Source organism: Sorangium sp. So ce295 (assembly GCF_051527405.1).
Lineage (GTDB): Bacteria > Myxococcota_A > Polyangia > Polyangiales > Polyangiaceae > Sorangium > Sorangium cellulosum_B.
Genome location: NZ_CP150324.1, coordinates 976,629 through 1,001,220, shown reverse-complemented (window position 1 = coordinate 1,001,220; position 24,592 = coordinate 976,629). Strand labels below are relative to the sequence as shown.

Below are 24,592 nucleotides of genomic sequence, written 5' to 3'. Positions count from 1 at the left end.
GATGGCGTAGCCCTTGAGCCATGGCACGAGCGGTGTGCTGACGAGGCGTCCGGATGGATCGAACGACGCGCAGGAAGTTCTACAACCTCTGCAACCCGGAGGAGGCGCTCGCGCCGTCGGATCCTCGGTGCGTCGATGTGGATGCGCCCGCCGGGGGCGCCCGAGGCATCCGCTGGGCGGCGGCGCTGGCGCAGGGCATCGAGCTCTCGGACCGTCCCGTATGCGAGCTCTTCACGGGGTTGCCGGGTGCCGGCGTCACCACCGAGTTCCGCCGCCTTGCGGCGCGCCTGAGCGACGACCGGGAGGCGAACCTGCTCGTCGTCCACATCGACGCGCACGAAGTGCTCGATTTCTCGAGCCCCATCGAGACGCCCGAGGTGCTCCTCGCCATCCTTCAGAGGACCGAGGAAGCGGTGGCCGCGGCGAGCGGAGCTTCATCGAAAGACCGGCTCCCGCGGCTGCAGAGGTGGCTCGCGGCCGCAGCGCCCGAAGGCGGCTGGGCCTCCGAGGAGCGGCCTGCCGAGCGGCTTCGCGCCAGCCCGGACGCGCGCGCCCGGTTCCGCGCGCGCGTCGAGCCCGAGCTGTCGAGCTTCGTCGACGAGGTCAGAGACGAGCTGATCCTCCTCAACGAACGGGCGCGCCGCGGCGGCCGGCGCGGCGTCGTCGTGATCCTCGACGGCCTGGAGAAACTGCGGGGGATGAGCACGAACCGGCGTGAGGTGCTGGACAGCGCCGAGCGCGTGCTCGTCCGGGGCGCTCCTGCGACCACGCTACCCGTGCACGTCGTCCTCACCATGCCGCCCGGCCTCGCGCTCAGGCTCGACGGACCGCCGCGCTTTCTCCCGATGATCGCTGTCGCCAATCGCGAAGGCAGGCGAAACGAGCAGGGACATGCCGCGATGCTGGAGATCGTCCGGCGGCGCGTGCCGGAAGAGATCCTCGTGGAGGTCTTCGGGGCGGAGGCGCAGGCCGGGCACCTCGAGCAGATGCTCCACGCCTCCGCGGGATGTCCGCGCGATCTCGTGCGTCTGCTCCGGGACTGCATCGCCGCGCAGCCGCTGCGCGAAGCCGAGTTCCGCAGGAGCCTCGCGGAGGTGGGCGAGGCGCAGCTATCGCTCGTTCCGGAGAGCGCGATCCCGTTGCTGTCCCGGATCCACAGGACGAAGGCGCTGGCGCCCAGCGGGCCAGAGGAGCGCGAGATCCTCGAGCGGCTGCTGTCGGACGGGGCGCTGCTCCGATACCAGCTGGACGGCGAGGCCTGGTACGACGTGATTCCAGCCGTCGGCCGCATTCCAGGCGTCTCCGTCGAGGGTTAGGGGCCCGTGGCCGGCGTGTGATACGGTCTACGCGCCATGGCGGACCGCGTTGTCAACGTAAAGCTTCGCAAGAAGTACTACAATCTCTGCAATCCAGACGAGTCGCTGCCTCCCGACGACTCGCGTTACGTCGACATCGACACGAAGAGCCCGGACGCGCGTGGCAGGAACTGGAGCGACGCCCTCGCCAATCGGATCGAGCTCTCTGAAAGCCGGTCTGCGAGTTCTTCACCGGCCTTCCTGGGTCAGGGAAATCGACCGAGCTCAAGCATCTTGCCGCACGTCTGAAGGACAAGGACGGCGCGAAGCTCCTGCCGGTGCTCATCGACGCCGAGACAGAGGTGCTGACGAGCGCAGAGCGCGTGTTCACGGGCGGGGCTCCTTACCTCCAGCTTCCTGTTCACGTCATCTACACGCTCCCGCCGGCGCTGGTCCTTCGCCTGAGCGAGCCGGTCCACTTCCTCCCGATGCTCAAGCTGTATGATCGGACGGGCAAGCGCGCCGATGGGTTCGAGGCGGCGCGCCAGATCGTCCGGCAGCGTGTGCCGGACGATCGGAGTTCTTCGGTGCGACGAGCGGCGAGGACAGGGTGGAGCGGCTCATCGAGTGGTCAGGCGGGTATCCCCGGGAGATCGTGCGGCTGCTCCAGACCTTCGTCGCCGAGTCGTCCCTGGATGAGCCGCTGTTCAAGCGCCTCCTCTCGATCGCGGCGGACCAGTATCGCAGGACGGTGCCCGAGAACGCGCTGCGGTGGCTTGCGCGCGTTCACGTCGAGAAGCGGCTGATCATCGACGATGACACGCACCGCGCCACGGTGGATCTGATGGTGCAGAACAATGTGGTCCTGCGATACCTGAACGATGCGGAGTGGTTCGATCTCCACCCGGCCGTGCGGGAGATGCCAGCGCTCCGCGACGAGATCACGCGCTTCCGGGCGGAACAGGAGGAGTTGCGTGAAGAGCAGGAGAGGTCAGCCCGGTCAGGAGGTTGAGGCGGTTTGGCCGAGCAAGTGGATCCCCTGACAGACGCGCTCCGGAGCGACGAGGGCCTCCTCCGGCTGGCGCACGGGCTCGCGCTGTCCGAGCGGTTCCATTTCTACCTGCTCGTCTGCGAGACGCCGCGCGTGGCGAGCGCGGCCCTGGACGTCCTCGCCGTGGAGGTCGCGGCCGCGCGCGAGGAGCCAGTGCGGCTGGTTCGGCTCGATCCGTACCGCGCGCACGCCGCGCTGGACAGGCCGATCCCGTTCGAGCTCCTGGCCGAGCAGGTGCTGGCGAGGCTCGTCTCGCCGGCGCCGGACGAGCGCGCGCCCGGCGTGATCTTCGTCGTGGATGCCTCGCGCGCGCTGCCGCAGGACGACGAGGGCTGGAGCCAGCTCTTCCAGCGGCTGAACGAGCAGCGAAACGGGATCGCCAAGGCCCTCGAGGGGCCGCTCGTGCTGGTGGTACCAGGACGGCTGGAGGCGGCCTTCGCGCACGCGGCGCCGGATTTCTGGTCCATCCGTAGCCTCGCGGTCGTGGTGGACGCGCCGCCGGGTGTCAGACCGGAGGCCGTGGAGCCGGCGGAGGAGCGACGAGAGCGGCTCGTCGAGCCCGCGCCGGAGCAGGCGTGGAGCGCTGCCGAGATAGAGGCCGAGGTCGCGGCAGCGCGGGCGCGCCTCGCGGACGCTACCGAGGACGAATCCGCGCTTTCGTCGCTCATCGTGTGGCTCGGCCGGCAGGTGCAGCATGAGATGGACCGGGGCACGCTCGACAGGGCCTTGCGGGCGGCCGAGGAGAGCTTGCTGCTGGAGCGGCGACAAGCCGAGAAGCATCCTGGACGCGTGGAGTGGCTGCATGACCTCTCCCTCAGCCTTGATAACGCCGGCGACGTCTATCGCGCTCGCGGCAACCTCGAACGAGCCCTGGCGGCCTATGACGAGAGCCTGTCCCTGCGACGACGCCTGCTTGCTCTCGACTCCGCGCGGCCGGAATGGCTACGGGACCTCTCCAGTCTGTCCTTGCGACGACGCCTGCTTGCTCTCGACCCCGCACGGCCGGAATGGCGGCATGACCTGGCCGCGTCGCTATCCCAGCATGCCATCACTGCCGAGGCGGCCGGGCGCCCTGCCGACGCGCTTTCCTTCTGGCGGGCAGCCCTCGACGAGCTCGACGATCTCACCCGCCGGCCAGCTCCGCTCGAGGCCTGGAACACGGCAGCCGCCACATGCCGCGCGGAGATCTCACGCCTCGAGGAATCACTCCAGCCGCATGATGCCAGACGCAGCGATCCACCCCCCGCATGAATGCGGAGGCGTCCGGCCTTTGCTCCCCACCATCCGGCACGACCCATGCGACCCGCGCCGCAGCTCACCGCGCCCCGACGGCGCAGGGCCTCACTTCGTGCCGAGGAGCTTCAGCAGCTCTGCCCGCTCGGAGTCGGTCGGCTCGCGGCTGCAGTCCTTGCCGGCGTTCTGCAGGGCCGCGAGCTGGTGGTCGAGATCCTTCGCGTCCACGCTCTGGCAGCCCTCCTCGAAATCGGAGCACTCCGCGACGGACAGCGCGGTCCCCGACACGTAACGGCAATCCGGGTCCTCGGGCCGGTATTTGAGGAATGGTGTGGCCTCGGTGAGGAGACACGACGAGTCCGAGGACGCATTCGCCTTCTTGCAACGCGCGGACGCGACGCGAGCCACCCTCCGCAGCTCCTCCAAGGGATAGCGGCGGCTCCGGGGACCGGCGGGGCCCGCCGCGGCGGTGTCGCCGGCCGGGGCCGCCGGCTGAGCGACGGCCACCCCCGGGGCACCACCCCCCAGGCTCTCCGGCGTCGACGGCGAGGGCGGCGGAGAGGAAGCGCACCCACAGGCGAGAAGCGCAGCAACTGTGATGAGATGAATTCCCCCAACCTTCATAGGCGACACATATCACACCTCGTCTTGCACTTTCAATGCAGAGCTCACCCGCCGAGCGCCGATCCGCGCGTCAAGCATAAACAGAAATTTACAGTACGAACACCCTATCGGACGACGAGGTGAGGTCCACACTCGGAACGGCTGTCGAGGACGCGCCGCGCGGCGCTCGCGCAAGCGCCGCTCGCGCAGGTCCTGCTCAAGTCGAGCGAGGGTGACCCGACCTGCTGCGCCGGGGCGCGAGAGCTCCTCGGATCCGGCCCGAATCCTCGTTTCCTCGCGGTGGCACGACGCCTGCTGAAGGCCAATCGCCGCGCGCAGCGCCGCTATCTCGGCAGGAGAGCGCGCAGGCACACCTCGAAGGGAGCTCTCTCATGATGCGTGCACTGTTCGCTTCGTTGTCCTTCTCGTTGCTCGCTGGTTGCGCCGTCGCGCCCGCTGGAGAGTCGGCCGCGGAGGAGCTCGCCCCGCCGGACGCGGGCGAGCAGGCGGCAGCCAGCGACGCTGTCGCCTTCTCCGGCTAACATTCCGAGCTTCCACACACGAGACGAGGAGTTCATCAAGCCATGAGCATTGAATCAACCACGGGCGAGCTGGGTGTCACGCGGGGAGACCTCCTGCCCAAGGGGACGGATGACCCGGGCCGAGCGCAGATCCCCATCGACTCGAAGCTCCGCTTCATCGAGACGAGCACCGGGACCCCGCTCGTCCATGTGGCCGTGTCGGGCTTGACGCCCCCCAGCGGATTCACGGCGAAGACCGAGTACTGGTCGAGGCTGACCCCCTTCAAGTCGAGGGCGATCACCCTGGTCTCGTTCGGGTTCACGAACCGCCCGGGAGCGCCGGATTACCCCAAGGAGTTCCGGGACTGGCTCGTCGGGGGCAGCGTCCTCTCGACGGGCCAGGAGGCGTCGGGGCAGCAGTGGACTCAGGGCGTCTACCAGCCGACCTCCCCGGCCAGCGCGCTCTACTGGGCCGTCGATCCGGACGGGCCGCTCGGGCGCCGGATCGGCCTCCTCGTGGAGCTCGGCAGCGCCGGCGAGCTGCGCAACGCGATCTGGTACAAGATGGATCGGCCCCAGAACGGCCTCATCTTCCAGAGCACCCCGAGCAAGCTGAACTTCACGCAGGTGTTCGTGGGGGATACGCCGTCGATCGATCCGCACCACATCGACCCTCAGAGCGCCTGGTACTACTACCATGGCTTGATGAGGCCCGCGTGAGCGGCCAGCGCGCTTGACGCCTCGCCCGGCGGCGCCGCCCCAGGCGCGCCCGGGCAGGCCTCCAGCGCTGGGCAGCGGAGCGCCGCGAGCCGCTCACCCCGGCGCGGGGCGCGCCAGCCGGAACCCGATCCCCCCGAAGCGATCCCCGGGCTTGCCCGCGAAGCGCCCCGCCGCCCGGCAGAGGTTCGGCGACGTCGACCACGCGCCGCCCCGCGCCGCGCGGAAATCCGCGTCGCCGTCGTCGGCCGGATCGAGCAGCACGACCCCCGCTTCGGTCCGCGTCCCCTCGCGCTTCCACGCGTTGATGCACCAGTCGCGCACGTTGCCCGCCGCGCCCCGCAGGCCATAAGGGCTCTCGTCCTGCGGGAAGTCGTCGACGGGCCGCCGGCCGGCGACGCCCTCGTGGCTGCCCAGCATGCAACCCCAGGTCGGCTCCAGGAAATCACCCCAGGGCATGCACCGGCCGTCGACGCCCCGCGCCGCCTTCTCCCATTCGAGCTCGTTCAGGAGGCGCCACGGCGCGCCCGTCCCGGCGGCGTACCACGCCGCATACCGCATCGCCGCCCGCCAGTGGACGAACGCGACGGGCATCCTCGGCTCCTCCTGGACGTCGGTCTGGATGCACCCGAGCCGGAAGCGGCCGTCGTCTCCCCGCTCGAACCGGAGCGAGTCCGGGCTCGATCCCGAGGCGGCGCGGCCGAGCGAGAGGCGCGGGCAGCACTCGAGGGCCTCGGCTTCCCGCCCGCTCGCGACGAGCGCGTTGAGGAAGGCGAGGTACTCGGCGTTGGTGACCGGGTGCCTCCGGACGATGAAGCCGTCACACCAGAGCCGCGTCCGCGGGAGGCTGTCTCCCGCGTCCGGATCGCCGCCGGCGAGGAACCAGCCCGCCGGCACGTAGAGGTCGTCCTCGCCCAGCTCGCCGAGGCGAAGCAGGCGCACCGGGTGGGCCCCCTCCCCGCCTGGCCGGACGCCGTCCCAGCGCCGCCCGCGCTCGATGAGCACGGGATACGACGCGTCGTGGTACCCCGGCGCGCGCAGCGTGAGGAGGTAGCTGCCGCGCGGGAGCGCCACCTCGAGCAGCGGCGTGGGGCCGAGCTCGCGCGCGAGCTCGGGCACGAGCCTCCGGTCGCGCTCGACGTAGCAGTGGAGGGAGACCTGCGCCCCCGCGGGCACGGTCGCCAGCGTGAGCGCCCCGTCGCCGGCGAGCAGCACCGCGTGGCGCCCGCGGTCGTGCTGCCGGAGGAGCGCCTCGGCGCGCGCCGCGCCCCGCGGATCCCGCGCCTCCTCGGCCTGGGTGAGCTCCTCGGCGTAGTGGTCGGCCAGCGCCTCGTGCGCCTCGCGGAGATCCGGCGCCTCGTTCAGCGCCGAGCGGAGGACCTGCATCCACTCGACCTGGCCGAGCGACGCCTCCCGCTCCAGGCGCTCCGCCTCGTCCTCGAGCCGCCACCCGCGCGCCTTCTGCTCGGCCGGATCGAACGAGCTCAGGCCGTCGAGGATCGCCCGCGCCTCGTCGCGCAGCGCCCGGGCGCGCGCCCGCGTCGCCTCGATCTCCGGCCGGATCGCGCGGGCATGGTCCACGATCGCGAGCGCGCGCTCGCGCCGCCGCGCGCCGTCGAGCCAGCTCCGGACGTCGGCGGCGAGCGCGCCCGCGTCCGGGGTGCGAGCCTCCGGGGCGAGCGCCATCGCGCGGGCGCAGATCGCCGCGAGCTCCGCGGGCACCTCGTGAGGGGCGCTCGCCTCGACCGGACTGAGCCGGCCGGTGAGGAGCGCGCCCCAGACCGCCGCAGGCTGGCCGCCGTAAGGGTGATGCCCGGCGAGGATCTCGTAGAGCACGACGCCGAGCGCGTAGACGTCGCTCGCCGCGCCGAGGCGATCGCCCTCGCCTCGCGCCTGCTCCGGGGCCATGTAGAGCAGCGTGCCCAGCACCTCGCCGGGCTGCGTGAGCGGGGCCGCCTCGATCACGTCCGCCGCGCCCGCGGCCCCGGGCGACCCGCGCAGCGACGCGGAGGGCCGCGCGAGGCCCCAGTCCATCACCAGGACCTCGCCGAACTCGCCGATCATCACGTTGGCGGGCTTGAGGTCGCGGTGCATCACGCCGCGGCTGTGCGCGTACGCCACGGCCTCGCAGACGCGGAGGAACGTGTCGACCGCCCGCCGCAGCGCGACGGGCGAGAGGCTCCCGCCGCCGGCCGCGTACGCCTCGGCGATCACCTCGCCGAGCGTGCGCCCGCGCACCTCCTTCATCGTGAACCACAGCCGCCCGTCCGCGAGCTCGCCGCACTCGTGCACCGGCACGATCCCCGGGTGCTGGAGCGCCGCGGTCAAGCGCGCCTCGGCGAGGAAGCGGGCGCGATCCGGCGTCGCGTCGCGCGTCTCGGACGACTGGATCTTCATCGCGAGCACGCGCCCCAGGATGCGATCGCGCACGCGGCGCACCTCGCCCATGCCCCCGCGCCCGATGCAGCCGAGATCCTCGTAGCGCTCCTCCGCGGACAGGCGCTCGGGGGCCGTGACGGAGATGGGCGGCGGCTCGGGCGCCGCGGCGCCCGGGGTCTCGCGCAGCCTGAACGTGACGTCCGACGCCGCGCCGGCCGGCGGCGCGCTACCCGCGTCGGTCGGGGCGGACGCGCCGCACGCGGGCTGCGTCAGCGCCATCCGCTCGCGCTCGCTGAGGCTCATGCGTCGTCCACTCCGCGGATCGCGCCGGGGAGCTCCCCAGGGCCGAGGTCCGCGCCGACTCTATCGTCCGGGCGCGCTGGGCTCAACCCGACAGGGGCTGAAAGACCCGATTTTCGCCCCCGTTGAGTCCATCCTCTCGCAAGCGATCGCTCTTCGCAAGACTGGTTCTTCGCGAACGTGGATCCACCTTGTCCGCCCCGCCGCGCCGACCCGGACCCGGGCGCGGCGGCACCCAGGAGGACTCCATGAGCGACGTCACCATCCTCTTCGGAAGACCCCATGTCCCTCAGCTCGCCGAGGATCGCTTCGAGATCGACGTGCTGGCCGCCGAGGAGCTCGGCATCGAGTCGTACGCGATCCCGCTCGATCCCGTCGTGAACGGCGAGCCGGAGCGCGCTTTGCGCCGGCTGCCGAGGCCCCGGCACCGGACGTGGATCTACCGGGGGTGGATGTTGAGCGAAGAAGAATACACGGGCCTGTACGAGGCCATGCAGGACCGCGGCGAGGAGCTCGTCGTCGATCCGGAGAGCTTCGCCGAGGCGATGTACATGCCCAACTACGTCCCGCTGCTCGGCGACAAGACGGCGCCCACGCGGTGGACCGAGGGCGAAGACATCCGGGAAGCGTGGGAGGCGGCGCTGGAGCTCGGGCCGCCGCCGTGGGTGGTCAAGGACCACGTGAAATCGGTCAAGGAGCTCTGGCATCGTGCGTGTTTCGTGCCCGAGGGCGCCACGTACGACGACTTCGCCGAGGTGTGCGAGAAGATCCTGGAGCTCCGCGGGGACCGCTTCGAGCGGGGGTTCGTCGTGAGAAAGTACCTTAACCTGGCGACGCTGCCCGGCTGGGCGCCCGGCCAGCGCCGCGTGACCGACGAGCACCGCCTCGTGTTCTGGGAAGGGCGGCTGGCGGCGCACGCGCCGTATTACGACGTGGACTCGACGCTCGAGCATCCGGCGCAGTTCGCCTATCTCGGCCAGGTCATCGGCTCCCCGTTCTTCACGGCGGACGTGGCCCGGCTCGAGCGAGGTGGGTATACGGTGATCGAGATCAACGACGGCGGCTGTTCGGTCTTCCCCGAGCAGATGGATCCGCGCGACTTCTACGGGGCGGTGCTGGGCTGAGGCGCCGGGGGCGGCGGCACGACGAGCCGACGGACGGCTCGCTCAGGAAAGATAGAGCGCAACGACGCTCCCGAAGAACGCAAGCATGCAAATCGCGACCCGCAGCCTGTGCCAATCACCCCAGCGCTCGAGCTCCGCCGGCAGGTCCTTGGGGTCGATGGATGCCTGCGCGAAGGCGGCGTTGGCGCGCTTGAAATAGCCGAAATAGATCGCGACCAGCGAATTCGCCAGCACAGCGGCGACCGTCGACACCCACGCAGCCCGGCTGGCTGCCAGCCAGGCAAAGACGGCCGCGACCAATGCGGCGGCAGGAGTTATCGCCGTGATAGGCGCAAAGAAGCGAAACAGGCGCGGCGCGTACTGGGGATGCAGACGATAGAACTCCTCCGCCTTCAGGGTCTTCCAGTAGGGCACCAGCAAAGCGCCTTCAGCCCAGAGCGCTCCCGCCAGCAAGCCCAGCAGCACCACGCTCACGACCAGACAGATCTCGAACAGAAAGTTCATTCCAGTCTCGCAAGAACCATGTCATTCGCGAACATGAGCCACGCGCAGCGCGCCAGGGACCGCTGAGCAGCCACCGGGAGCGTGCCGGCAAGATAGCTGCCCCGGGGCAGCGGCATGAGGGTGAGGGAGAGACATGGTCGGCCTCGACGATGCCCGAGACGGCGAAGCGTGTCGAGGTTGACGGAGCCGGGCGCGACACGACCGGCGACGTCTCTGTCTTTGCCTGTTTGCGGGGTCGTGGGGCCACACATGCCCCAGGCAGGATCCGGCGCCGGGTCTTCGGCGCTCGCGCGCAGGACGGGCGCCGGCGGCCTAGCTGCGCAACGCGGCCGTGGCCTGGGGCCGAAGCGCGGCGGGGCGCGGGCGCTTGACCATCTCGGCCTTCTTCGGCACGGACGGCCTCGCGTCGGCTCTCCAGGGCTGGAACCGCTCGTCCTTCCACATCACGAGGCCGCCCGACAGGGGCGCCTCGGGACCCGCATCGTCCTCGGACCGCAACCAGACGAGCGGCCGCGCCTCGAAGACGGGCTGCGTGCACGCGATGTCCTCGAACGCCGCGGACCAGGAGCCGGTGTTCCCGAAGAACACCCCGCCTTCCCAGCTCCCCTCCGGGTTGTGGGTGTGCCCGAAGATCACGGCCTTGGCGCCGTGCGCCCTGGCCACGGACCGCGCCGCCCGGTTCACGCCCTGCCAGACAGCGTCGAGCGTGGGCTTCGGCACGGCGCACTCGTACGCGACGAGGAGCGTCGGCGCGAGCAGCGCCGCCGCGGCGAGCCCCCCCGGCATCCAGCACAGGCACGCGAGCGCCGCGAGGATCCCGACCGCCGCGAGCCCGAGGCGATCCAGCCAGAGCTCGCGCGCCACGCGGCCGAGGCAGTCCTCGGCCGGCCGCGCGAACAGCCGCGCGTGCTTGACCACCGCCGGGAAAGGCGCGCCCGTCTCGCGGGCGGCCGCGGCGAGGTCCGCGCGCCGGAGCGCCCGGCGGCTCGGGTCGCGCCGGCGCACGAGCTCGATCATCGTGCGCAGCGCGCCCACGCCGAAGGCGAGCACGAGGGAGCGGCCAGAGAACAGGTAGTACCGCGTCCAGTGAGAGAGATAGCCGAAGCCCGAGAGCATGAACGACGAGTCGACGTGCGGGTTGAAGTACCCCATGCGCGACACGAGCAGGCGGCTCACGAGCGAGCCCATCGTCGGCTGGATCTCCCCCGGATTCCGGCCGAACGGCGCCATCGGGTAGCGATAACAGCAGTACGAGTCGTACTGATTGCCGTGCTCGACGATGACGCCGTCGTGCGTGCGGTGGAACCAGGCGCGGAAGGCCACCCGCGCCGCGAGCGCCGCGCGGAGCTCCTCGGTCGATCCCGCCGGAAGGCCGCCGTCCCGGGTAGCGAGCTCGTGCATGGCCGCGTCCACGACGCTCCGCTGCACCGCCTCGCGCACCTCGGGCAGCGTGAGCTGGATGTCGTGGTTGCCCGCCACGAAGACCGCGGTGTGCCCGTCCGCGACGATCCGGCCGACGGCCGCGACGAACACCGGGTGATCGCGCAGGATGGCCTCCATCGCCGGCACGGCGTGCTCGGCGGTGCGCGGCAGGTCGTGGACCACGCTCTCGTTGCCGATGACCCGAGGCGCATCCAGGTCGAAGATGTCGCCGTTCAGGACCAGCGTCAGCTCGTCGCGCTCCGCGCCGAGCCCCCCGGAGCCGCCCGCCCCCTTCCGGACCTCTCCCCGGAGCGCGTCGAGCATGGCCGCGATCTCCCCGTCCGGGGAGTACGGCGCCTGCCGATAGCGCATCCAGAGACCGTCGGTCGGCTCGAGCTCACATAGATGGATGTCTGAGATAGCCACCGTGTGATGCATCGGCGGGAAAACTGACATGAGCACGTCTCCACGCCAGCCACAGGACCGTCAAGACTTGGTGTCACCGGGCGTGGAGAGCGCCCTGCTGCAGTGCGCCCGGAGCGTGATCCAACGCGCAAACACGCTCAGCACACCTGTTCGCCACGGTGCATTCCCGTGAATGTCGCGCGCCTGCCACGAGCGGACTCGGAACGATCGAGCGCGAAGGGCATTGAGCTCTCGGCTCCTGGATTCTCACCAAGAGAGCAATCGACGAGCGGCCCCCCTCTGGTTGGGGCTCAGTCGCGCCGGAACACATGATGTTGTGGTCCTCCCGGACGCGGCGAAGCCCTGGCGAGCTCGACGAGCGGCCCCATCTTTCCTGGGCGGTCGCCGGCGCGATGTTCCGTCCGGGGGCGCGCGAGCTCTGGGGGCGCCGGCCTCTGGTACGATGCACACTGGCGGAGCGAGGTGGACGCAAACCATACTCGGTGGACGGACTGTCGAGCCCGTGTGGTGTTCCGCGGGGGAGCTCCGCGACAGAGAGGTGACCATGTCGACCCATTTCATCGACGGCAGCTGGGTGACCGGCGCGGGCGAGCCGTTCGCGAGCCGGAACCCCGTGACGCAGGCGGTCGTCTTCGAGGGGCGCGCCGCGAGCGAGGAGCAGGTCGACGCGGCCGTGACGGCGGCGCGCGGCGCGTTCGCTGCGTGGCGCGATCGCGGCCTGGAGGAGCGGGCGGCGCTGGTGAAGCGGTTCGCCGGTCTCCTGGGGGAGCACAAGGCCCGGCTCGCGGACGTGATCGGGCTGGAGACGGGCAAGCCGCGCTGGGAGGCGCTCACCGAGGTCCAGACGATGATCGGCAAGATCGACGTGTCGCTGATGGCCTGGCGCGAGCGGACGGGCGAGCGTCAGGCCGAGGCGGGCGACGCGACGGCCGTGGTGCGTCACCGGCCGCACGGCGTGGTCGCTGTGCTCGGGCCCTACAACTTCCCGGGCCACCTGCCGAACGGACACATCGTCCCCGCCCTGATCGCGGGCAACTGCGTGGTGTTCAAGCCCTCGGAGCTCACGCCGAAGGTCGCGGAGGAGACCGCGCGGCTCTGGGAGGAGGCGGGGATCCCGGCCGGGGTGCTCAACCTGGTCCAGGGGGGGAGGCGCACCGGCGTCGCGCTCGCCGGTCACCCGGGCATCGACGGCCTCTTCTTTACAGGCAGCTCCGGCACGGGCAACGCGCTGCACCGGCAGCTGGCGGGCCAACCGGAGAAGATCCTCGCCCTGGAGATGGGCGGCAACAACCCGCTCATCGTGCAGGACGTCGCGAACACCGAGGCGGCGATCCACCATATCCTTCAGTCGTCCTTCATCTCGGCGGGCCAGCGGTGTACGTGCGCGCGGCGGCTGCTCGTGCCGGCGACGGCGGAGGGCGACGCGCTGTTGGCGCGCCTGGTCGACGCGGCGTCCCGGCTCAAGGTGGGCAGGTACGACGACGCGGAGCAGCCCTTCATGGGCGCGGTGATCTCGCTCGCGGCGGCGGATCGGCTGCTCGCGGCGCAGGCACGGCTGGTCGCGCTCGGCGGCGAGGTGCTGCTGGAGATGCGCCGGATCGAGGAGGGAACCGCGCTGCTCTCGCCCGGTATCCTCGATGTGTCGGCGATCAAGGAGCTCCCGGACGAGGAGCATTTCGGGCCGCTCGTGCAGGTGCAGCGCTATGGGAGCTTCGATGAGGCGCTCTCGCTGGCCAACCGCACGCGTTATGGGCTCGCGGCCGGGTTGATCTCGGATCGCAGGGAGCTCTATGAGCGGTTCTGGCGGGAATCGCGGGCGGGGATCGTCAACTGGAACAAACCGCTGACGGGGGCGTCGAGCGCCGCGCCGTTCGGGGGGGTCGGGAGCAGCGGGAACCACCGGCCGAGCGCGTATTACGCGGCGGACTACTGCGCGTATCCGGTCGCGGGGCTGGAGGCGGCGGCGGTGGCGCTGCCTGGGCAGCTGGCGCCGGGGATGCGGCTCAACAGCTAGAACCGGCCGCCGGGGAGAGGGGAGGGGGCGCGCGGGGGCGAGGGGGGCCCTTCCCGCGGACTCGCGCCTTGTGGTGGGCTATGGCCGGCTGCGCGGGAGAGGGAGATCTGGGGGGACTGGCTGCGGAGCGGGCCGGCGCTCGGATCCGCGGGGCCCTTCCCCCTCGCCCCCGCACGCCCCCTCCCCTCTCCCCGGCGGCTCCAGGGTGGAACCAGGCGGGTTGGAGAACGGGGTGACGGGGGTCAGGAGGCGGAGCTCTGCGGGCCTAGCTCTACCGGGAGGGCGGTGAGGCCGCGCATGCCGGGGCTCATGCGCCAGGTCAGCGGCCCAGGGGAGAGCTCGGCGTCGGGGAAACGGCGCAGGAACGTGGAGATGACTGCCTGGGCCTCGACCCGGGCGAGCGCGGAGCCGGCACAGTAATGGACGCCTACGCCGAGCGAGATGTGACGGATGTCCGTGCGGCGGAAGTCGAGCTTGTCGGGGTCGGGGAACTGCGCGGGATCGCGGTTCGCCGCGCCGAGCACCAGGAAGGCACGATCCCCCTTCGGGATCCGCACGCCGTCGAGCTCGATGTCGTCGAGCGCGACGCGGCTCATCCACTGCACCGGAGAGTCGTACCGGAGCAGCTCCTCCACCGCCGGGCCGATCAGCGACGGGGTAGCGCGCAGCGCTTCGCGCTCGGAACGGTGGAGGAGGAGCGCGAGCAGGCCATTGCCGATGAGGTTCTTCGTCGTCTCGTGGCCGCCGAAGAGGAGCATGCAACACGTCGAGAGCAGCTCCTGCTCGCCGAGGATCATGCCCTGCTCCTCCGCGAGGATGAGCTGGCTGAGCAGGTCGTTGCCGGGGCTCTGCCGCCGGGCCGCGATCACGCCGCGGAAATAGTCCTCCAGCTCGGCCACGGCGCTCAGCGCGCCCCCCGCGATCTCCAGCGTCGGCCGGCCCGCGCCAAGGAAGCCGCTGAGCGCGTTGGACCAGCCCTTCAGCCGGTGACGATCCTCGGCGGGTACACCGAGCACCTCGCCGATCACGAGCAGCGGCAAGAGGTCGCCGAGATCGCGGAGGACGTCCATCCGGCCCGTCGGGGCGACCGCGTCGAGCAGCTCGTTGACCAGCGTCTCCACCCGGGAGCGCAACCCCTCGACGAGCCGCGGCACGAACGCCTTGTTGATCAGCGAGCGGATGCGCGTGTGCTCCGGCGGATCGAGCAGCAAGGCCCACGACGCCAGGTTGCGGCGCAACGGCTCCAGCCGCTGCCGCACCTCCTCAGGCAGCTTCGTCACGAAGGCGCTGGAGCGCTTCGCCGACAGGCGCGGGTCACGAAAGCCCGCCGCGACCTGGTCGTAGCGGGTGATGAGCCAGCCGTTGTAAGCCGCGCTGAAGTACACGGGCGCTTCCTGGCGCAACCTGGCGTACACGGGGTACGGGTTCGCGAGGGTCTCCGGCGACTGGAGGCGAAACGGATCGAGATCAGCGTCCGCCGCTGGATTGGCCGCGGGCGGTGCGTCGGGCTTCGGTGCGTCGGGCGAGTTCATCGGGCCAGGGTACGACGGTCACGCCCGCTTGGGAACCGGCGCGACCCACGCCCCCGCAGGCCCGCCCCAGGCCGGCCTCCCCGCCAGCGCACGGCCGCGCGTCCGCCCTTGGCTACAGCGGCTTCCGCCCCCCTCTGCACAGCCGCAGCAGAGCGGCGGTCTCCCGCACAGGAGACGGGCCCAGATCGGCGTTTTCGGCGCGCAAGCGCACTCCGGTGCGCTGAGCACCGAAAACGCCGAGGTGGGCCCGTCTCCGAAGCGGGTGACCGTCGCTCTAGGCCCAGAGCTTGATTCCGCCGAGCAGGCCAGCGACGTTGTCCACCACGACGGCGTTCTCGGGCAGCTTCGAGGCATCGAGCAGGCGCGCGTTGCCGCCGCCGAGGTAGAGCTTGCGGTAATTGAAGATCGGCTCGAGCTGCTCGATCATCTTGCGCACGCGCTTGTTCCAGCGCTTCGGGCCGATGCGCTTGCACTCGGCGTCGAACACGCGGTCCTCGTACTTCAGGTCCCTCTTTCCGTACGGATGGTGCCCGAGCTCGAGGTTGGGCACGTAGCGGCCGTCGATGTACAGCGCGCAGCCGAGCCCCGTGCCGAAGGTGAGCACCATCTCGAGCCCCCTGCCCTCGATGACGGCGAGCCCCTGGATGCCCGCGTCGTTGGCGACGCGGACAGGCTTGCCGAGGCGGCGCTCGACGGCCTCGCCGAGCGGGTAGCCCTTCCACTTCTCGTTGTCGAGGTGCGGCGCCGTCTTGGTCACGTTCTCCATCACCACCCCGGGGAAGCCGATCGAGACGCGATCGAACTCCCCCTGCGCCCTGGCGATCTCCTCGATGAGGTCGAGGATGGGGTCCGGCGAGGCCGGCTGGGGCGTCGGCACGCGCACGGGATCCGTCATCGGAGTCCCCTGCTCGTCGAGGATGGTGGCCTTGATCCCCGTTCCGCCGATATCGATACAAAGCGTGCGCATGGATCCCTCTGTCTCCCCCCGGAGCTCTTCCTCCGGGGCCGCCGCGGATGCGCCCACGCGCCCGCGTTCGCGGCGGACATAATCTAGAGCTCTGGCTGCGCGTCAACTGGCGCCGCGACGCCGCACGCCTGAGCGGGCGACCACGCCCCCTGCGCCCGCCCTCCCGCGCACACTCCGCCCGGCGCCGACCAGCGCGCACCCCGCCCCTCGGTGCCCGGCCGCCGCGCCGCCCGCCCCCGGGCGACGCTCAAGGCGAGCCGCAAGCGTCGCACGCGACGCTCGGCGGCGGCGCACCGTTTGCGAGCCCGTCGAGCCATTGCACGAGGCGCGATCCGCGCGACTCGAGGGTGTAAAATTCCGGCCGCCAGAGGATGCAGTGCGCGGAGCCGGCGGCAAGGAACGACCTGAAGTTCGGCGTCGACGCCTCGATCTCGGCGATCTCTGCCCTCATGGCGTCTGACCACGCCTGGGCGCCGCCGCCGCCCATCGCGTTGAAGAAGAAGACCTGGTCCTCATCATAGGCGGTGTTGTACTGCGACAGGCGCATGTCCGGGTAATGGGCGCCGATCTTCTCGTAGAGCACCGACAGCCGCGCGAGCTCGGCCGGATCGAGGCCAGGTATCCATGTGGGGTAAGCGCCCTCGGGCTTCCAGGAAGGAAGGCTATCCCTGAAGAACGTCTCCGTGATGATCCCTGCCCCGCTGTCGGCGAACTCGATGACCGACGCGCCCTTGTAGTGCTCTCGCAGGTGCGCGGACCAGAGGATGGCGCCATACGCGCCCGCGCTGCAGCCCGTCACGAAGATCTTCTCTGGCGCGGGGACGTTCTCGTAGATCCAGCCGAGCGCCGCGCGGACGTTGACGGCGCCCTTGTGCTGGATGGTGACGGCCTGGCTCCCCTCCCCATACGTGGCCACGTTGTCGCCCCAGTGGACGTCCCCGGTGCAATAGGGGATGTACACATGGTGCCACTCCTTGAAGGGGTTGTCCGGGTTCTCATGATCGTAGATCCCGGTCGTCAGGGCGTCCTCGCCGACCGTCTCCTGGAAGAGCGATCCCGCGAACGAGCACGTGGTCGCGTCCCAGCACGCGCCGCCGCCGCGGAACTCGACGATGAGGCGATTGACGGTGCCCGGACGGACGAAGTACTTGAACGGATCACCGCGCGAGCACGTCGTCTCGCCGCCCGGCTCGATGGAGCTCCAGCCGGACGGCAGGCTCAGGATCCCGCCCCGCGGCTCGCGGCTCGGATCTTCGTGCTCGGCGGACGTGCCGCCACAGCCGAGGACAGCGAGCGGGCAGAGCAGGAGTTGAACCGGAAGGGGCGGAACGATCGTGAATCGCATGGAGGGCAGAGAATACCACTCCATGACGCACGGGCATCACCCGCCGGTGACGGCCCGCTCGTGCCCTCGCGTCATGGCACAGGGGCGTGCTCTGCCCACAGCTGCGCGGCGGCCTCGCCGACCGCGCGGCGGATCGACCCCTCGTCGAGGCGGGCGCGGTCGCGCGGCGCGAGGGCGGCGCAGATGCCGAGCGCGACGAGGTAGAGGGCGCCGATGAGGCCGATCCAGCGCAGGCCGGACGCACCCAGGCGTGAGATGATCTCGATGGGCACGATCTGCGCGCGGATCTGGACGGCCCCGATCACGAGCACGGCGCGGTCGCCTTCCTGGAGCTCGATGTCGGCCGGGCCCGTCAACAGGCGCGCGAGCCCGTCGGCGCCGTGGAGGCGCGCCCGCGTCCGCCGCGGGACGTGCAGCACGTAGCGGGCGCCGATCACCTCCGCGATGACCGGAGCCGCTCTATCGAGCTCCCCCGACGGCACGCGCACGATGGACGCGGGCGTGTCTCCGATGTGCGCGCGCCCCTCCGCGAGCACGTGGCGGACGCCGAGCACGTCTTTGCCTCGGACGGCGACGAGCTCCAGCGCGCGCCGCGCAGAGGCGCTCGCCGCGGGCGGCCGCGACCTCCGGTCGCTGATGGGTTCGGCCGCCGATGCCTCATTAGGCCCTTTCGCCATACTCTCCAGCCCCCTTCGTCGGCCACCGGCAGGGCTCGACTCGACATGTCACCTGAAGACCCTGCCCCCGCGGCGCCGCCCCGCGCGCTTCCGCATCACGCCCCTTCCCTGGCTCTCTGGCATGGAGCGTTCCGTGGCCGAGCGCGCAGGGACGTGGCGGCCCGACGACCCGCGCCGGCCGGTGAGGCCCCGGAGGACGCGCCCTGCGACCGCGCGCCGAGGCGCGACGGGGGACGCCCTCCCCGGGGCAGCTCCGCCGCTCCAGAGGGGCGCGCGACGCGGCGCGCCGTGCCCGGCGCTCCGCCCCAATTTCGTGGCGCCCTCCCGGCGCTGGTGTAGATCGCCGCCCGTGAGGAAGCGCCCCCTCGGCAAGACGACCCTTCAGGTCTCGGAGCTCGCCCTAGGCACCTGGGGACTCTCCGGCGACGGCTACGGTCCCGTCGCCGACATCGAGATCGATCGCGTCATCGATCGCGCGCTCGCGGTCGGCATCGACCTCTTCGACACCGCCGACGTCTACGGCCGCGGCGAGATGGAGCGCTGCCTCGGCAGGCGGCTCCAGGGCGCCGGCGCGACGTTCGTCGTCACCAAGATCGGCACCGTTCGCGACGGCGATCCCCCGACGAAGCGCTTCGACCCCGCCCACCTCCGCACCGCGTTCGAGCGGTCGCAGGAGCGCCTCGCCCGCGAGGTGGTCGACGTCGTCCTGCTCCACAACCCCACCGTGGCCGCGATGCAATCGAAGGAGGCCCTCGCCTTCCTGAAGGACCTCAAGCAGGCCGGGAAGATCCGCGCCTACGGCGTGAGCGCCGGCTCCGCGGACGTCGCCCGCTCCGCGCTGCGCGACGAGGTCGACGTCATCGAGATCGCCTACAACGCCTTTTTCCCCGGCGACCTCCACGACGTCGCCGGCGACGTCTCCGAGTCCGGCGCGGGCGTCCTCGCCCGATCGGTGCTCGCGCACGGGCTGCTCGCCGGCCAGTGGAGCTCCGAGCGCGAGTTCTACCTCGACGATCACCGCTACCAGCGGTGGACCCGCGACGAGCTCAAGACCCGCATCCGCCAGCTCGACGCGCTCAGGCCGCTGGTCTCGGGCGCCGTCACGTCGCTCCGCTCGGCGGCCCTGCGCTTCGTCCTCGCGAACCGCGTCGTCTCGTCCGCCGTGCTCGGTCCCCGCTCGGTCGCCCAGCTCGACCAGCTCGTCCGCGAGGCCGGCATGCCGCCCTACCTCCAGGACACGGCGCTCACGGAGCTCTCCGTGCGCCTCAGGCAGGCCGGGATCGAGGTGTGAGCACGATGGACCAGAACGACAGGGAGCTCGACGAGATCGTCCGCATCGCGCGCGCCGCGGCGGCGATCGTGATGGACGTGTACGCGACGCCGTTCGCCGTCGAGATGAAGGGCCCCGGCGACCCGGTGACCCGCGCCGACCGCGAGGCGAACACGCTCATCTGCAGCGCGCTCGAGGCCGCGTTCCCCGGCGAGGCGATCCTCGCCGAGGAGAGCGTCCCGACCGGCGACGAGCTCGCCTCGCGCCTGCGGAAGGAGCGGGTGTTCTTCGTCGACCCGCTCGACGGCACGCGGGAGTTCGCGGACAGGAACGGCGAGTTCGCCGTGATGATCGGGCTCGCGGTCCGCGGCCGCGCGGCGCTGGGCGTCGTGGTGATGCCCACGACGGGCGAGGCTTTGGCCGGCCGCGCCGGCGAGGGCGGCGCCGCCTTCCTCGAGGCGAGGGACGGCAGCCGCAGGCCGCTCCGGGTCTCGGACGTGAGCGCGCCGGCCGACGCGACGCTCATCATCTCACGCTCGCACCGGCCGAAGGAGCTCGATCCGGTCCTCGCGCGGCTCGGCATCTCGAAGGTCGTCCCGTGCGGCTCGGTCGGCGTGAAGATCGCCCGGATCGCGACCGGCGAGGTCGACCTCTATGTGCACGGCGGGGGCGGCGCCAAGCTCTGGGACAGCTGCGCGCCCGAGGCCGTGCTCCTCGGGGCGGGCGGCAGCTTCACCGACCTCTCGGGCGCGCCCATCGACTACAACGGCCCCGGGCTCAAGCTCGGCCGCGGCATCATCGCCTCGAACGGCGCCCTCCAGGCCGCCGTCGTCGCCGCGGCGAGGTCGGAGCTCGGCTGAGGCGCGATGCGGGGGCAGGCCGAGATCGTCATCATCGGCGCGGGGATCATGGGCCTCGCGATCGCGTACAACCTCGCGCGGCACCACGGCGTCACCGACATCGTCGTCGTCGACCGGAGTTACCTCTGCGGCGGCGCCAGCGGGCGCAACGGCGGCGGGGTCCGGGCGCAGTTCTCGAGCGAGGGCAACATCCGGCTCATGCAGGAGAGCATCCGCATCTGCCGGGATTTCGCCCGCGAGATGAAGATCAACATCTGGTTCCGGCAGGGCGGCTACCTCTTCCTCGTGCGCAGCGAGGCGGGCCGCCGGACGCTCGAGAAGAGCGTCGCCGTGCAGAACGCGTGCGGCCTCGGGACGCGGATGCTCACCGCCAACGAGGCGCGCGCGATCGTGCCGCAGCTCTCGACCGACGGCGTCGTGGCGGCCAGCTACAACCCCGACGACGGCGTCGTGTTCCCGTGGCCGTTCGTCTGGGGCTACGCCGAGCGCGCGCAGAAGCTCGGCGTCGACATCGCCACCTTCACGAACGTCCTCGGCTTCCGCACGCAGGGCGCGCGGATCGAGGCCGTGGTCACCGATCGCGGCGAGATCCGGACGAACAAGGTCGTCAACGCGGCCGGCGCGTGGAGCCCCGAGATCGCGCGCATGCTCGGCGTGGAGCTGCCCAACCACCCGCACCGCCACGAGATCTGCTCGACCGAGCCGCTCAAGCCCTGGCTCGGCCCGCTCGTCGCGGATCTCTCGAACGGCCTCTATTTTTCCCAGTCGATGCGCGGCGAGATCGTGGGCGGCATCTCCAACGAGGACGTCCCCGACGGCCTCGACATGGGGTCGAGCCACAAGTTCCTCGCCCTGTACGCGCGGGCCCTCGTCACCGCGTGTCCCCTCCTCGGCAGCGTGAAGGTGCTGCGGCAGTGGGCCGGCTGTTACGACCTCACCCCGGATCAGAACCCGATCGTGGGCGGGGTCGACGAGGTCGAGCACTTCTACCAGGCCTCCGGGTTCATGGGGCACGGCTTCATGATCGCGCCCGTCATGGGCAAGCTCCTCGCGCAGCACATCGCCGAGGGCGCCTCCCTCCCCCTGTTCGACCGCTGGAACCTGCGGCGCTTCAGGGAGGGCCGGCTCCTCAGCGAGGCGATGATCATCGGCTGAGCGCCCGCCCCGGCGGCGCGGCGGCGGCGGCGGCGGCGGTTCGACGCGGCGCACGCGCCTCACGCGCCGCACGCGCCGCACGCGCCGCACGCGCCGCACATGCCGCGCCCCGCGCTCCCCCGCCGCGTCGCGCTTCGCCTATACTCGCGCCCCTTCGCCATGGGTCACCTCGTCCTCGTCACCGGCTCCTCGAGCGGCATCGGCCTCGCGACCGCGGTCGCGTGCGCGGCCGCGGGCCACCGGGTCATCGCCACGATGCGCCGCCCCGAGAAGGCGGGCGCGCTCCTCGCCGCCGCCGGCGCGCGGGGCGTCACGCTCGAGATCGAGCAGCTCGACGTCGCCGCGGCGAGCGCGCCCGACAGGGTCCGGGAGATCCTTCGGAAGCACGGCCCCGCTTACGCCCTCGTCAACAACGCCGGCATCGCGGTCGGCGGCGCCTTCGAGGAGCAGGCGGACGGCGACGTCCGGGCGCAGTTCGAGACCAACGTCTTCGGGCTGATGGCCGTGACGCGCGCGGTGCTCCCCGCGATGCGCGGCGCGGGGCGCGGCCGCATCGTCAACGTCTCGAGCCTCTCCGGGCTCATCGGCCTCCCCGGCGTCAGCGCCTACGCGGCGACGAAGCACGCCGTCGAGGGCTTCAGCGAGGCGCTGCGCTGGGAGGTCGCCCCGTTCGGCGTCCACGTCTGCCTCGTCGAGCCCGGCACCTTCAAGACCGAAATTTTCTATGAAAACCAGCGACGCGGCGCCCACGTCTCGCTCGACGGCCCTTACGGCGCGATGACCAGGGCGATCGAGCAGATCGTCCTGAAGGACGCCGCCAAGGCGCCGCCGCCCGCCCCGGTCGCGGCCGCGATCCTCCGCCTCATCGACGACGCATCGCCGCCTTTCAGGACCCTCGTCGGCCGGGACGCACGCGCGCTCGTCGCGCTGCGCCGTGTCATCCCCGACCGGCTCTTCGCCACGGGGATCCGCCGGCTCGTCTCGGCGCCGCGCTCGCGTTGACACGTTCTCTGGCGGCGAATAGCGTCGGCTTCGCCGTTTCCATGGCGGAGCGGCGCCACGTCGTGGCCGAAGGGGGGCCGCGCCCCCTGCCGCGCGCTGTTTTTGTCCACTTTCGTCCCCTCAGGCTAACGAAGGCTAGCCGCTGACCGCCTCTCCTGAAGCGCGCCGTGCGACGGCGAGGTCAGGCCGGCAGCATCACCGAGGTCCCGGAGGAAACACCATGTCCCGCTCAGCACGCAGCATCCTGCCGCTCCTTCGCTCGCTCCTCCTGGGGGCCGCCACCGCGTCGTCGATGGCGCTCTCCGCAGGCGTCATCGTCGGATGCGGCGACGAGAACGACCCCGAGACGCACGTCAAGCGGCTCGACGACCCGGCCACGCTCACCGCCTCCGTCAACCGGCTCGTCCAGTTCTTCGAAGACGCGATGACGCGTGACAACAAGGACCGGAACGGCCCGACCGTGAAGCCGCTCCTCGACAAGATCATCGAGCCGATGACGCAGAAGTGCGTGACCGGCGATCTCGACGAGCGCACGAACTCCAAGCTCATCAAGTTCATCTCCGACACGAGGGACCCGCGCGGCGAGGCCTGCCTCATCAAGGCGCTCAAGGACTACAAGCCCGAGTCCACCGAGGAGGACGTCCGCTGGGCCGTGCGCGGCCTCGGCGCGATGAAGTCGGAGAAGGCCGCCGAGCCGCTCATGGCCGTCTTCTCGAAGCTCCAGCACGGCAAGCCCAAGGGCTCGACGATCTCGCGCGACGTGCACGACGCGATGGTCGACATCAACAGCAAGTCCTGGGAAGACGGGCTCATCACGATGATCGGGCGCCCGATCAACGACCCGAAGGACGTCGGCACGATGCGGAACGAGCTGTTCTGGCAGATCACCGCCGCGGAGCTGCTCGGGTGGCAGCGCAGCGAGAAGGCGGTCGTGCCGCTGCTCAAGGTGGTGCTGTCGCCGTTCAAGGCCGACGCGGCCACGACGGCCATCCTGGCGCTCACGAAGATCGGCAAGCCCGCGATCCAGCCGACGATCGCGCTGCTCCAGGGCGATCAGAAGGAGCTCGTCGAGTACTCGAAGGTCGAGAACCTGAAGGGCGCCGGCGGCGACAAGGCGAACGCGGAGCAGAAGAAGGCCGCGGAGACCGCCCACGTCGCTGCGGCCGCGCTCGTCCTGGCGACGATCGGCCGGCAGGAGTCGTCGCAGCCGCTGCTCGCCGCGCTCGGGAAGGCCGAGGACGTGCCGCGCGCCATCATCGCGCGCGAGCTGACCAAGGTGCCGAGGACGCCGGAGACCCTCGCGGCCTTCCAGGCGGCCTACGAGAAGACGCCCGCGGGGCTCGAGATGCCGCCGGCCGGCATCAACGCGCGGGTGATGCTCGCCGAGGCGGCGAGCAACTTCTTCGACGCGAGCCTCGTGCCGTGGCTCGTGAAGACCGGCCTCGAGGCGCGCGGCGAGGAGGACGACGTCGCGCAGATCCGCGACGTCTCGCTGCAGACGGCGCTCAAGCTGATGAAGCCCGACCAGATCGCCGACGTCGACCGGCTCGCGGGCACCCGCACGAGCGGCGGCGGCACGGTCGGCAAGTCGATGGAGAAGGAGATCAAGATCGCGAAGGAGCTGCTCGGGGCCTGCGGCACCAAGCTCGAGTGTTACGTCGGCAAGCTCGGCGAGCCGGCGTCGCAGGCGAAGGAGACGCAGTTCCAGGGGATCAAGTCCGCCTACATGGCGGGCGTGCTCGGCACCCCCGAGGTCCGGCAGCAGATCATCGACGCGATGCCGAAGGTCTCGAACGCGGCCGTCCGCTTCGTCTCGGTCTCGGTCATCGACGCCCTCTCGCCGAAGGGCGACGCCGAGGTCGCGACCAAGCTGCAGAAGATCGTCGACGAGGGCGAGGCCTCGAAGGATCCCGAGAAGATCGCCGGCAACGCGCCCTTCAAGACGGTCATCTACCGCCTCACCGCCCGCGCGCAGTGACCGCCGCAGCGCAGTGCGCCCCGTCCGCGGTCGGGGCGCCTGGAGCGCCTGGAGCGCGCATGCGGGCACATCACCTGGATCCAGATTTTCCTTGATTGGCGCCGCCTGGGCGCGATGCTTGCGCGAGCTTCACGCGAAGCTCGCGCGAAGCTTGCGCGAGCTTCACTGACGCGCCTGGCTCCTGATTTTTCCTGGCGTCTCCGCCGTCTTGACGGTT

General features: G+C 71.1%; 21 protein-coding genes. 13 read left to right on the top strand and 8 right to left on the bottom strand.

All coding sequences use genetic code 11. From position 1 onward, the window contains the following. The first annotated feature begins 53 nt into the window (after positions 1-53). The 4 genes from WMF11_RS03755 to WMF11_RS03740 all read left to right on the top strand — a co-directional run bounded on the left by WMF11_RS03755 (position 54) and on the right by WMF11_RS03740 (position 3,597). Positions 54-1,316 carry a hypothetical protein gene (locus tag WMF11_RS03755; RefSeq protein ID WP_437976435.1) on the top strand — a complete coding sequence of 421 codons (1,263 nt, stop codon included), beginning with the start codon at positions 54-56 and terminating at the stop codon, positions 1,314-1,316. 36 nt (positions 1,317-1,352) lie between these two features. Beyond that, positions 1,353-1,604: a hypothetical protein gene (locus WMF11_RS03750; RefSeq protein WP_437976434.1), complete on the top strand. Its 252-nt coding sequence runs from the start codon at positions 1,353-1,355 to the stop codon at positions 1,602-1,604. A 301-nt stretch (positions 1,605-1,905) separates the two neighbouring features. Then, positions 1,906-2,307 (top strand): hypothetical protein, encoded by a 402-nt coding sequence (locus WMF11_RS03745; protein ID WP_437976433.1) that lies wholly within the window; start codon positions 1,906-1,908, stop codon positions 2,305-2,307. A 132-nt stretch (positions 2,308-2,439) separates the two neighbouring features. Then, positions 2,440-3,597, top strand: a complete 1,158-nt coding sequence (locus tag WMF11_RS03740; RefSeq protein WP_437976432.1) for a hypothetical protein — start codon at positions 2,440-2,442, stop codon at positions 3,595-3,597. Positions 3,598-3,687: 90 nt separating this feature from the next. Here WMF11_RS03740 and WMF11_RS03735 read toward each other — a convergent pair whose 3' ends face one another. Further along, positions 3,688-3,987 carry a hypothetical protein gene (locus WMF11_RS03735; RefSeq protein WP_437976431.1) on the bottom strand — a complete coding sequence of 100 codons (300 nt, stop codon included), beginning with the start codon at positions 3,985-3,987 and terminating at the stop codon, positions 3,688-3,690. 587 nt (positions 3,988-4,574) lie between these two features. Between WMF11_RS03735 and WMF11_RS03730 the strand changes: the two genes are divergently transcribed. Together WMF11_RS03730 and WMF11_RS03725 are read left to right on the top strand one after the other, a co-directional pair. Next, positions 4,575-4,724: a hypothetical protein gene (locus WMF11_RS03730; RefSeq protein ID WP_437976430.1), complete on the top strand. Its 150-nt coding sequence runs from the start codon at positions 4,575-4,577 to the stop codon at positions 4,722-4,724. Between the two features lie 42 nt (positions 4,725-4,766). Beyond that, on the top strand, positions 4,767-5,423 hold the full coding sequence (locus WMF11_RS03725) for a hypothetical protein (protein WP_437976429.1): 657 nt from the start codon (positions 4,767-4,769) through the stop codon (positions 5,421-5,423). Positions 5,424-5,516: 93 nt separating this feature from the next. On the opposite strand, the gene WMF11_RS03720 is transcribed toward WMF11_RS03725, so the two are convergent. Then, entirely contained in the window at positions 5,517-8,102 is a 2,586-nt protein-coding gene (locus tag WMF11_RS03720) for an SUMF1/EgtB/PvdO family nonheme iron enzyme (protein ID WP_437976428.1), read from the bottom strand. Positions 8,103-8,347: 245 nt separating this feature from the next. On the opposite strand from WMF11_RS03720, the gene WMF11_RS03715 reads away from it, so the two are divergent. Further along, entirely contained in the window at positions 8,348-9,223 is an 876-nt protein-coding gene (locus WMF11_RS03715) for an ATP-grasp domain-containing protein (RefSeq protein ID WP_437976427.1), read from the top strand. Between the two features lie 42 nt (positions 9,224-9,265). Here the strand turns inward: WMF11_RS03715 and WMF11_RS03710 are convergent, their stop codons facing one another. Both WMF11_RS03710 and WMF11_RS03705 read right to left on the bottom strand, forming a co-directional pair. Further along, the gene (locus tag WMF11_RS03710) at positions 9,266-9,727 is read right to left on the bottom strand and encodes a hypothetical protein (RefSeq protein ID WP_437907005.1); all 462 of its coding nucleotides are present in this window, start codon (positions 9,725-9,727) and stop codon (positions 9,266-9,268) included. A gap of 312 nt (positions 9,728-10,039) precedes the next feature. After that, complete coding sequence (locus tag WMF11_RS03705) at positions 10,040-11,575, bottom strand: hypothetical protein (protein ID WP_437907004.1); 1,536 nt, start codon at positions 11,573-11,575, stop codon at positions 10,040-10,042. A 544-nt stretch (positions 11,576-12,119) separates the two neighbouring features. Here WMF11_RS03705 and astD point away from each other — a divergent pair. Continuing rightward, complete coding sequence (astD, locus tag WMF11_RS03700) at positions 12,120-13,589, top strand: succinylglutamate-semialdehyde dehydrogenase (protein ID WP_437976426.1); 1,470 nt, start codon at positions 12,120-12,122, stop codon at positions 13,587-13,589. Between the two features lie 242 nt (positions 13,590-13,831). Here the strand turns inward: astD and WMF11_RS03695 are convergent, their stop codons facing one another. The 4 genes from WMF11_RS03695 to WMF11_RS03680 all read right to left on the bottom strand — a co-directional run bounded on the left by WMF11_RS03695 (position 13,832) and on the right by WMF11_RS03680 (position 18,110). Beyond that, positions 13,832-15,121: a cytochrome P450 gene (locus tag WMF11_RS03695; protein ID WP_437549516.1), complete on the bottom strand. Its 1,290-nt coding sequence runs from the start codon at positions 15,119-15,121 to the stop codon at positions 13,832-13,834. A gap of 274 nt (positions 15,122-15,395) precedes the next feature. Beyond that, positions 15,396-16,088, bottom strand: coding sequence for an ROK family protein (locus tag WMF11_RS03690; protein ID WP_437907002.1), 693 nt, complete (start codon positions 16,086-16,088; stop codon positions 15,396-15,398). Positions 16,089-16,335: 247 nt separating this feature from the next. Next, positions 16,336-17,433: a pectin acetylesterase-family hydrolase gene (locus WMF11_RS03685; RefSeq protein ID WP_437549512.1), complete on the bottom strand. Its 1,098-nt coding sequence runs from the start codon at positions 17,431-17,433 to the stop codon at positions 16,336-16,338. Between the two features lie 71 nt (positions 17,434-17,504). Then, the gene (locus WMF11_RS03680; RefSeq protein ID WP_437549510.1) at positions 17,505-18,110 is read right to left on the bottom strand and encodes a hypothetical protein; all 606 of its coding nucleotides are present in this window, start codon (positions 18,108-18,110) and stop codon (positions 17,505-17,507) included. A 349-nt stretch (positions 18,111-18,459) separates the two neighbouring features. Between WMF11_RS03680 and WMF11_RS03675 the strand changes: the two genes are divergently transcribed. The 5 genes from WMF11_RS03675 (at position 18,460) to WMF11_RS03655 (ending at position 24,375) form a co-directional block, all read left to right on the top strand. After that, on the top strand, positions 18,460-19,401 hold the full coding sequence (locus WMF11_RS03675) for an aldo/keto reductase (RefSeq protein WP_437907000.1): 942 nt from the start codon (positions 18,460-18,462) through the stop codon (positions 19,399-19,401). A gap of 5 nt (positions 19,402-19,406) precedes the next feature. Next, complete coding sequence (locus WMF11_RS03670; protein ID WP_437976425.1) at positions 19,407-20,240, top strand: 3'(2'),5'-bisphosphate nucleotidase CysQ family protein; 834 nt, start codon at positions 19,407-19,409, stop codon at positions 20,238-20,240. Positions 20,241-20,246: 6 nt separating this feature from the next. Continuing rightward, a complete protein-coding gene (locus WMF11_RS03665; protein WP_437906998.1) occupies positions 20,247-21,395 on the top strand; it encodes an NAD(P)/FAD-dependent oxidoreductase in 1,149 nt (382 codons plus the stop codon). A 159-nt stretch (positions 21,396-21,554) separates the two neighbouring features. Beyond that, positions 21,555-22,397 carry an SDR family oxidoreductase gene (locus tag WMF11_RS03660; protein WP_437976424.1) on the top strand — a complete coding sequence of 281 codons (843 nt, stop codon included), beginning with the start codon at positions 21,555-21,557 and terminating at the stop codon, positions 22,395-22,397. Positions 22,398-22,617: 220 nt separating this feature from the next. Continuing rightward, entirely contained in the window at positions 22,618-24,375 is a 1,758-nt protein-coding gene (locus tag WMF11_RS03655) for a hypothetical protein (RefSeq protein WP_437976423.1), read from the top strand. The last annotated feature ends 217 nt before the right edge of the window (positions 24,376-24,592 follow it).

Coding starts and splice junctions, on each gene's coding strand:
- WMF11_RS03755 (WP_437976435.1), top strand. CDS start 54: ATGGATCGAACGACGCGCAGGAAGTTCTACAACCTCTGCAACCCGGAG.
- WMF11_RS03750 (WP_437976434.1), top strand. CDS start 1,353: ATGGCGGACCGCGTTGTCAACGTAAAGCTTCGCAAGAAGTACTACAAT.
- WMF11_RS03730 (WP_437976430.1), top strand. CDS start 4,575: ATGATGCGTGCACTGTTCGCTTCGTTGTCCTTCTCGTTGCTCGCTGGT.
- WMF11_RS03725 (WP_437976429.1), top strand. CDS start 4,767: ATGAGCATTGAATCAACCACGGGCGAGCTGGGTGTCACGCGGGGAGAC.
- WMF11_RS03720 (WP_437976428.1), bottom strand. CDS start 8,102: ATGAGCCTCAGCGAGCGCGAGCGGATGGCGCTGACGCAGCCCGCGTGC.
- WMF11_RS03715 (WP_437976427.1), top strand. CDS start 8,348: ATGAGCGACGTCACCATCCTCTTCGGAAGACCCCATGTCCCTCAGCTC.
- WMF11_RS03710 (WP_437907005.1), bottom strand. CDS start 9,727: ATGAACTTTCTGTTCGAGATCTGTCTGGTCGTGAGCGTGGTGCTGCTG.
- astD (WP_437976426.1), top strand. CDS start 12,120: ATGTCGACCCATTTCATCGACGGCAGCTGGGTGACCGGCGCGGGCGAG.
- WMF11_RS03695 (WP_437549516.1), bottom strand. CDS start 15,121: ATGAACTCGCCCGACGCACCGAAGCCCGACGCACCGCCCGCGGCCAAT.
- WMF11_RS03690 (WP_437907002.1), bottom strand. CDS start 16,088: ATGCGCACGCTTTGTATCGATATCGGCGGAACGGGGATCAAGGCCACC.
- WMF11_RS03685 (WP_437549512.1), bottom strand. CDS start 17,433: ATGCGATTCACGATCGTTCCGCCCCTTCCGGTTCAACTCCTGCTCTGC.
- WMF11_RS03680 (WP_437549510.1), bottom strand. CDS start 18,110: ATGGCGAAAGGGCCTAATGAGGCATCGGCGGCCGAACCCATCAGCGAC.
- WMF11_RS03670 (WP_437976425.1), top strand. CDS start 19,407: ATGGACCAGAACGACAGGGAGCTCGACGAGATCGTCCGCATCGCGCGC.
- WMF11_RS03665 (WP_437906998.1), top strand. CDS start 20,247: ATGCGGGGGCAGGCCGAGATCGTCATCATCGGCGCGGGGATCATGGGC.
- WMF11_RS03660 (WP_437976424.1), top strand. CDS start 21,555: ATGGGTCACCTCGTCCTCGTCACCGGCTCCTCGAGCGGCATCGGCCTC.
- WMF11_RS03655 (WP_437976423.1), top strand. CDS start 22,618: ATGTCCCGCTCAGCACGCAGCATCCTGCCGCTCCTTCGCTCGCTCCTC.